This is a genomic window from Proteobacteria bacterium CG1_02_64_396, assembly GCA_001872725.1.
In the GTDB taxonomy this organism is placed as follows: domain Bacteria; phylum Pseudomonadota; class MNWR01; order CG1-02-64-396; family CG1-02-64-396; genus CG1-02-64-396.
Map to the genome: position 1 here is coordinate 43,293 of MNWR01000032.1, position 6,357 is coordinate 49,649.

At 62.7% G+C, this 6,357-nt stretch carries 8 protein-coding genes; all 8 read left to right on the forward strand.

The features are described from left to right. Positions 1-17: 17 nt before the first annotated feature. The 8 genes from AUJ55_04155 (at position 18) to AUJ55_04190 (ending at position 6,175) form a co-directional block, all read left to right on the forward strand. Positions 18-674 (forward strand): anthranilate/aminodeoxychorismate synthase component II, encoded by a 657-nt coding sequence (locus AUJ55_04155; protein ID OIO59101.1) that lies wholly within the window; start codon positions 18-20, stop codon positions 672-674. Continuing rightward, positions 671-1,699, forward strand: coding sequence for an anthranilate phosphoribosyltransferase (locus tag AUJ55_04160; protein ID OIO59102.1), 1,029 nt, complete (start codon positions 671-673; stop codon positions 1,697-1,699). The genes AUJ55_04155 and AUJ55_04160 overlap by 4 nt, the downstream gene beginning before the upstream one ends. Then, positions 1,692-2,504, forward strand: a complete 813-nt coding sequence (locus AUJ55_04165; GenBank protein OIO59103.1) for an indole-3-glycerol phosphate synthase — start codon at positions 1,692-1,694, stop codon at positions 2,502-2,504. The genes AUJ55_04160 and AUJ55_04165 overlap by 8 nt, the downstream gene beginning before the upstream one ends. Beyond that, entirely contained in the window at positions 2,501-2,905 is a 405-nt protein-coding gene (locus tag AUJ55_04170) for a hypothetical protein (protein OIO59104.1), read from the forward strand. Before AUJ55_04165 ends, AUJ55_04170 begins: the two co-directional genes overlap by 4 nt. Positions 2,906-2,914: 9 nt before the next feature. Next, a complete protein-coding gene (locus AUJ55_04175; GenBank protein OIO59105.1) occupies positions 2,915-3,814 on the forward strand; it encodes a hypothetical protein in 900 nt (299 codons plus the stop codon). 57 nt (positions 3,815-3,871) lie between these two features. Further along, positions 3,872-4,543 (forward strand): hypothetical protein, encoded by a 672-nt coding sequence (locus AUJ55_04180; GenBank protein ID OIO59106.1) that lies wholly within the window; start codon positions 3,872-3,874, stop codon positions 4,541-4,543. Between the two features lie 88 nt (positions 4,544-4,631). Continuing rightward, the gene (locus AUJ55_04185; GenBank protein OIO59107.1) at positions 4,632-5,567 is read left to right on the forward strand and encodes a mononuclear molybdenum enzyme YedY; all 936 of its coding nucleotides are present in this window, start codon (positions 4,632-4,634) and stop codon (positions 5,565-5,567) included. Further along, complete coding sequence (locus AUJ55_04190) at positions 5,567-6,175, forward strand: hypothetical protein (GenBank protein OIO59108.1); 609 nt, start codon at positions 5,567-5,569, stop codon at positions 6,173-6,175. Before AUJ55_04185 ends, AUJ55_04190 begins: the two co-directional genes overlap by 1 nt. Positions 6,176-6,357 lie beyond the last annotated feature (182 nt).

The window sequence follows — 6,357 nt, forward strand, 5'->3', positions numbered from 1 at the left end:
GACTTGAGAAAACAATCATGAATGCATCGACCAGCCAGCAACCGGGGCGGCGCCACGAAGGGCCGACCCGCCGGGTTTTGATGATCGACAACTACGACTCCTTCACCTTCAACGTCGTCCAGTACCTGGGGGAGTTGGGGGCGCAGGTCGAGGTGGCGCGCAACGACGCCATCACCGTGGCCGAGATCGAAACCTTCCATCCCGACCACATCGTGATCAGCCCCGGCCCTTGCACCCCCAGCGAAGCGGGGATTTCGCTGGAGGTCATCCGCCACTTCGCGGGCAGGATTCCGCTGCTCGGCATCTGCCTGGGCCACCAAGCGATGGGGCAAGCCTTCGGCGGCAACGTGGTACGGGCTCCGGCCCCGGTCCACGGCAAAACCGGCGATATTCTGCACGACGCTCGCGGCGTTTTTTCAGGTATGCCCTCCCCTTTTGCCGCCACCCGCTACCACTCGCTGGTGGTCGACCGCGCCACCTTGCCCGACTGCCTTGAGATTTCGGCTTGGCTGGAGGATGGACTGATTATGGGGCTCCGCCATCGCACCCTACCCGCCGTCGAGGGGGTCCAGTTCCACCCTGAGTCGATCATGACCCAAGGGGGGCACACCCTGCTGCGCAACTTTCTGAATATGTCGATTGCCCACCCGGCCCAACCTGGAGGCAAGCCATGAACGCCGTGCAAACCACCCTGCCCCTGCTGCTGCGCCGTGAAGATCTCAGTCAAGAGCAGGCCCACGACGCCATTGCCGCCATGATGGGGGGGCAGGTCGAGCCGGTGCAGATCGCCGCCTGGCTGACCGCCATGGCAATGAAAGGTGAGTGCATCGAAGAGGTTGCCGGCGCAGCCCGGGCCATGCGCGGTGCCATGACCTCGGTGACCCACACCCACCCCGAGGTGGTCGACACCTGCGGCACCGGGGGGGACGGCTCCCACACCTTCAATATCTCGACCGCCTCGGCCTTTGTGGTCGCCGCCTGCGGCGTGCCGGTGGCCAAACACGGCAACCGGGCGATCACCTCGAAATCGGGTTCTTCCGACGTGCTCGAAGCGCTCGGGGTCAGAATCGACCTGCCCCATTTGGCCATCGAACAGTTGCTGGCCAAACTCGACATCGCTTTTCTCTTTGCCCCCAGCCACCACCCCGCCATGCGCCATGTCGGGCCGGTTCGAGCCAAGCTGGGCTTTCGTACCCTGTTCAACCTACTCGGCCCCCTGACCAATCCTGCCGGGGCGCGCAAGCAGTTGATCGGGGTTTACAGCGAAGAGAAGGTCCCCTTTATTGCCCACGTCTGTCGCCTGCTCGATATGGATCGGGTCATGGTGGTCCACGGTCGCGATGGTCTGGATGAAATCACCCTGTGCAGCGAGACGGTGGTGGCCGAGCTGAACAACGGCATCGTCGAGCAACGCATCCTCACCCCTGAAGAGCTCGGACTGCCCCGCTGCGATCCCGAGGCGCTCAAGGGGGGCGATGCTACCCACAATGCCGCCATTGTTCGGGCGGTGCTGGGGGGCGAGCAGGGGGCCAGGCGCGACATCGTTGTGGCCAATGCTGCCGCCATGCTGGTGGTGGCGGGCAAGGCGAGCGATTTGCGCGATGGGGTGCGTCTAGCCGGCGAAGCCATCGATTCGGGCAATGCGCTCAAGACCCTCGACAGCCTGGTCCATGCTTCACAGGAGATCGGCAATGCCTGAAGCGCAGGGCAAGCCCGACATCCTGGCCACCATCATGCAAACCAAGCTGGAGGAGGTGGCCGCCGCCCGCGCCCAGGTCGACGAGGCGGCGCTGGAGCGCGCCATCGCCGAGCGTTTGGCCACCCGCCCCATCCGCCCCTTTGCCGCTGCCCTTAAAACCAAGGGTGCGGTGGGAGCCGCCGTCATCGCCGAGGTGAAAAAGGCCTCCCCCTCGAAGGGGATCATCCGGGCCGATTTCGATCCGGTGGCCATTGCCCAAAGTTACGAGCGCGGCGGGGCCGCCGCTTTGTCGGTGCTGACCGACCGCCCCTATTTTCAGGGTAGCCCCGAATACTTGCAGGTGGTCTCCAACACGGTTTCTTTGCCGGTTTTAAGAAAAGATTTCATCCGCGACCGCTACCAGATTTTAGAGGCACTGGCCTGGGGGGCCGATGCGATCTTGTTGATCGCCGCCGCCCTGCCCACCGAGCAGTTGGCCGACCTCTACTACGAGGCGACCTCGCGGGGGCTCGATGTGTTGATCGAGATCCACAACGCCCAGGAATGGGAGGCGGTCGCCCCCCTGAAACCGACGTTGATCGGGATCAACAACCGCGACCTGCGCACCTTCGTCACCGATCTGGCGGTCACCGAGTCGCTGCTGCCCCACTTTCCGGCCGGAACCTTCGTGGTCAGCGAAAGCGGTATCCATAGCCGCGACGACGTGCAACGCTTGCTCAGCCGTGGTGTCCATGGTTTCTTAATCGGAGAATCGTTGATGCGCCATGAAGATCCGGGCACAAAGCTGGCGGAGTTGCTGGTATGAGCGGAAAAACCTTAAAGGTCATGCTCGTCGACGACGAACCGATCATCCTCGATATCGTCGGTCGTTTTCTGAAGCAACTGGCCCAAGAGAAGGGGTTCAGGGTCGAGCTGTCCCCTTTTAAATCGAGCGTCGAGGCGCTCTTCGACGCCACCTCGGGCGACCTGCAATACGGTCTGATTCTGCTCGACGTACGTATGGGTGAGATGATGGGGACCGACCTCTTCACCTCTTTGATGGCGACCCACCCCCAGATCATCGACCGCACCCTGTTCATCACCGCCTTCGAGGGCGACCTCGAATCGATTGCCGATCAATATCCGATCAAGGTGCTGGCCAAACCCTTCCGCTACGAGCAGTTTCGCGAGGCGGTGCTTGGCGTCCTGGCCCGTCGCAATAAGTAACCCTTCCTCATGACCCCCCTGCTGCTGGGCCTGACCGGGTTGGAGCCCACCGCCGCCGAATTGGCGGCGCTGCGCGGTTTACAACCGCAGGGCATCATCCTCTTTACCCGCAACATTCAAGATCCCCAACAAACCATGGCCCTGATCGCCGCCTGTCAGGCGGTGGTCGACCATCGTTTGGCGGTGACCATCGACGAGGAGGGTGGACGAGTCAAACGGCTGCCCTCCGTTGAAGCCGAGGGGATTGCCCCCCCCGAGCGCCCCACCCCCTGGAGTCTGGCCGCCCGAGGGGTGGCCGCCTGTCGTCAGGCCGGATTCCAGCACGGGCGCTGGCTCAAGGCTTGGGGGATCACCCATAACCTCGCCCCCGTCTTCGACCTGGGCGACGGTGGTCATGGGATTGTGGGCGACCGCGCCTTCGGTGCCACCCCTGGCACACTTTCCCCCCCTGCCCTGGCCTGGTGTCGGGGGATGGCGGAGGCGGGCATTGCCCTGTGTGCCAAACACTTCCCCGGCCACGGCCTGAGTGGGGTCGATTCCCACCACGGCCTACCGGTTATCCCCAACGACGCCGATCTTCAAACCCATCTGGCCCCCTTTAGGGCGGCGGTACGGGCTGGCATTCAGTGGATGATGATCGCCCACCTCGATCTGCCACTGCCGGACGGTCGCCGCGAACTGGCCCCGTTTTCACCCTATTGGCTGCGCACGGTGTTGCGCGAACAACTGGGGTTTTCGGGGCTGACGATCAGCGACGATCTGGGGATGAAGGCGGTCGCCGAGGGACGCAGCGTGGCCGAAATCGCCGAAGCAATGGTCCGGGCCGGCTGCGACGTGCTCATCGAATCGCGCCCCGATCCCGAGGTTTGGCAACAGGCGGCCCAGGGGATCGCAAACGCCAAGGGCTGACAGATCCCCTGCCATTCGGCATCCTGGGGGTTCGGATCCTTTGCCCCAGGAGCAATCATGAACAACCGCCCCCCGCTGCAACTGGTCAGTTTTAAACTCTGCCCCTTCGTCCAGCGCTCGGTCATCACCCTGCTCGAAAAAGGGCTCGAACCGGGGCGCGACTTCGCGTTGACCTACATTCAACTCGACGCCAAACCCGATTGGTTTTTGGCCCTCTCCCCCATGGGCAAGGTACCGCTGCTCAAGGTCGGCGACACCCCACTGTTCGAATCGGCGGTCATCAACGAATACCTCGACGAGCTCCTCCCCCCCTCGTTTCATCCCGGCGACATCCTCAAAAAAGCCCAAAACAGAGCCTGGATCGAGTTCGCCTCGAACCTGAACATGTTGCTGCACGGTCTCTACACCGCCCCCGACGTTGCGGCGTTCGCCGAGAAAAACCGGGTCTTGCAAGGCGCCTTGGCACAACTGGAGGGGGTGCTCGATGACCAGGGGCCGCTGTTCAACGGGGCCGATTTTTCACTGGTCGATGCAGCCCTTGCCCCCTTTTTGCAGCGGGCGACCCTGGTCGAGGGGCTGGCGGGGCAGCCGCTCTTCAGTGCCGATCGACCAAAGGCTGTGCGACTGCGAGGAGCCCTGCTCGCCCGCCCCTCGGTACAAAGGTCGGTGGTGCCGGAATTTTCCGATCTCTTTCGGGGATTTATCACAATCAAGGGGGGGTGGCTGTAAGGAACCGGGTGCGGCCACGAAGGGCACCAAACGGGGGGGGCGCCATCCCACCCTACACGGCCCAACCCAACGAGGAAGGAGTGATCCGATGACCAAAATCCCACACATTCCGGCCAGCGAAATCACCGATCGAGAGCTTTACCTGCGCCGCCGCGATTTCATCAAACTGGGGGCCGCAGCCACCGTAGGCGCCCTGAGTTTGGCGGGGTTGCCCTTGACCGCCTGGGGCGCCCGCAAACTGCACGGCAAGCCGAGCCGTTTCTCAACCGACGAGACTCCCGCCCCGAAAAACGAGATCACTCAGTACAACAACTTCTACGAGTTTACGACCGACAAACAAGAGGTCGCCGAGGCGGCCCGCAACTTCAAAACCGATTCTTGGAGCGTGCAGGTCGAAGGGGAGGTCGAAAACCCCCGCACCTTCACGATGGAGGAGCTGCTCACCCGCTTCCCCCTTGAGGAGCGGATCTACCGGCTGCGCTGCGTCGAGGGGTGGTCGATGGTGGTTCCCTGGATCGGCTTCGAACTCAGCCATCTGCTGAAAGAGGTCCGACCCACCTCGAAGGGCAAATTCGTCGCCTTCGAATCGGTGTTGGATCCCAAACAGATGCCCAACCAGAACCGGGCACTGCTGCGCTGGCCCTACACCGAGGGGCTGCGCATTGACGAGGCGATGCACCCCCTGACTCTGATGGTGGTAGGGCTCTACGGAGAGATCCTGCCCAACCAAAACGGCGCCCCGATCCGTCTTGCGGTGCCCTGGAAGTACGGATTCAAAAGCGCCAAGTCCATCGTGCGCATCCGCCTGACCGAAACCCAGCCCCCCTGCACCTGGAATATCTCGAACCCTCGGGAATACGGCTTTTATTCCAATGTGAATCCCGAGGTCGACCACCCCCGCTGGAGTCAGGCAAGGGAGCGCCGTTTAGGGGAATGGACGCGCCGCCCCACCTTGATGTTCAACGGCTACGGCGACGAGGTGGCCCACCTCTATACCGGCATGGATTTGAGGAAGAACTTCTGATGCTGCGTCTGGCCCTGCACATCATCGCCTTGCTCCCCCTGTCCTGGGTTGCCTGGCAAGCGACCCATCACGGTCTGGGGGCCAACCCCATCGAGGCGGTCGAGCACTTCACCGGCCAGACGGCGTTGATCTTCTTGATCCTCACCCTGGCGGTCACTCCGCTGCGGATGCTTACCGGCTGGTCCAAGCCGCTGGCCTACCGGCGCATGCTTGGGCTGTTTGTCTTCTTCTACGCCACCCTCCACATGATCGTCTACTTGGTGATCGACCAGGGGCTGGCTTGGCCCTTCATTTGGGCCGACATCGTGAAACGCCCCTACATCACCATCGGCATGTTGACTTGGTTGATCCTGCTGCCGCTGGCGATCACCTCTCACAACAAGGTGCGTCGATGGTTGGGAATGGATCTGTGGCGCAAGATCCACCGCTGGGTCTACGTCGCTGCCGCGACCTCCATCCTGCACTTTAGCTGGGCGGTGAAACTCGACCAAACCGAGCCGCTGCGCTATGGGGTGATCCTCTTCTTGCTGCTGCTCGCCCGGCGTTGGCACCTCAAACCACTGCTCGCCCCCAAGTCCAAAACCAAAGCACCCCCCACCCTCTCATGAGCCCCGTCCCCGTCGATACCCCCCATTGGCACCACCTTTCAACCGATGAGGTGTTGGCAATCCAGAGCAGCCGTCGCGAGGGGCTGAGTAGTACCGAGGCGGGCGATACGGGGCACTTCAAGACGATTCAGATCAATCAAAATGCGGGTAGTGCGCAGGCGACTTACCAAAAAGCGCTCTCC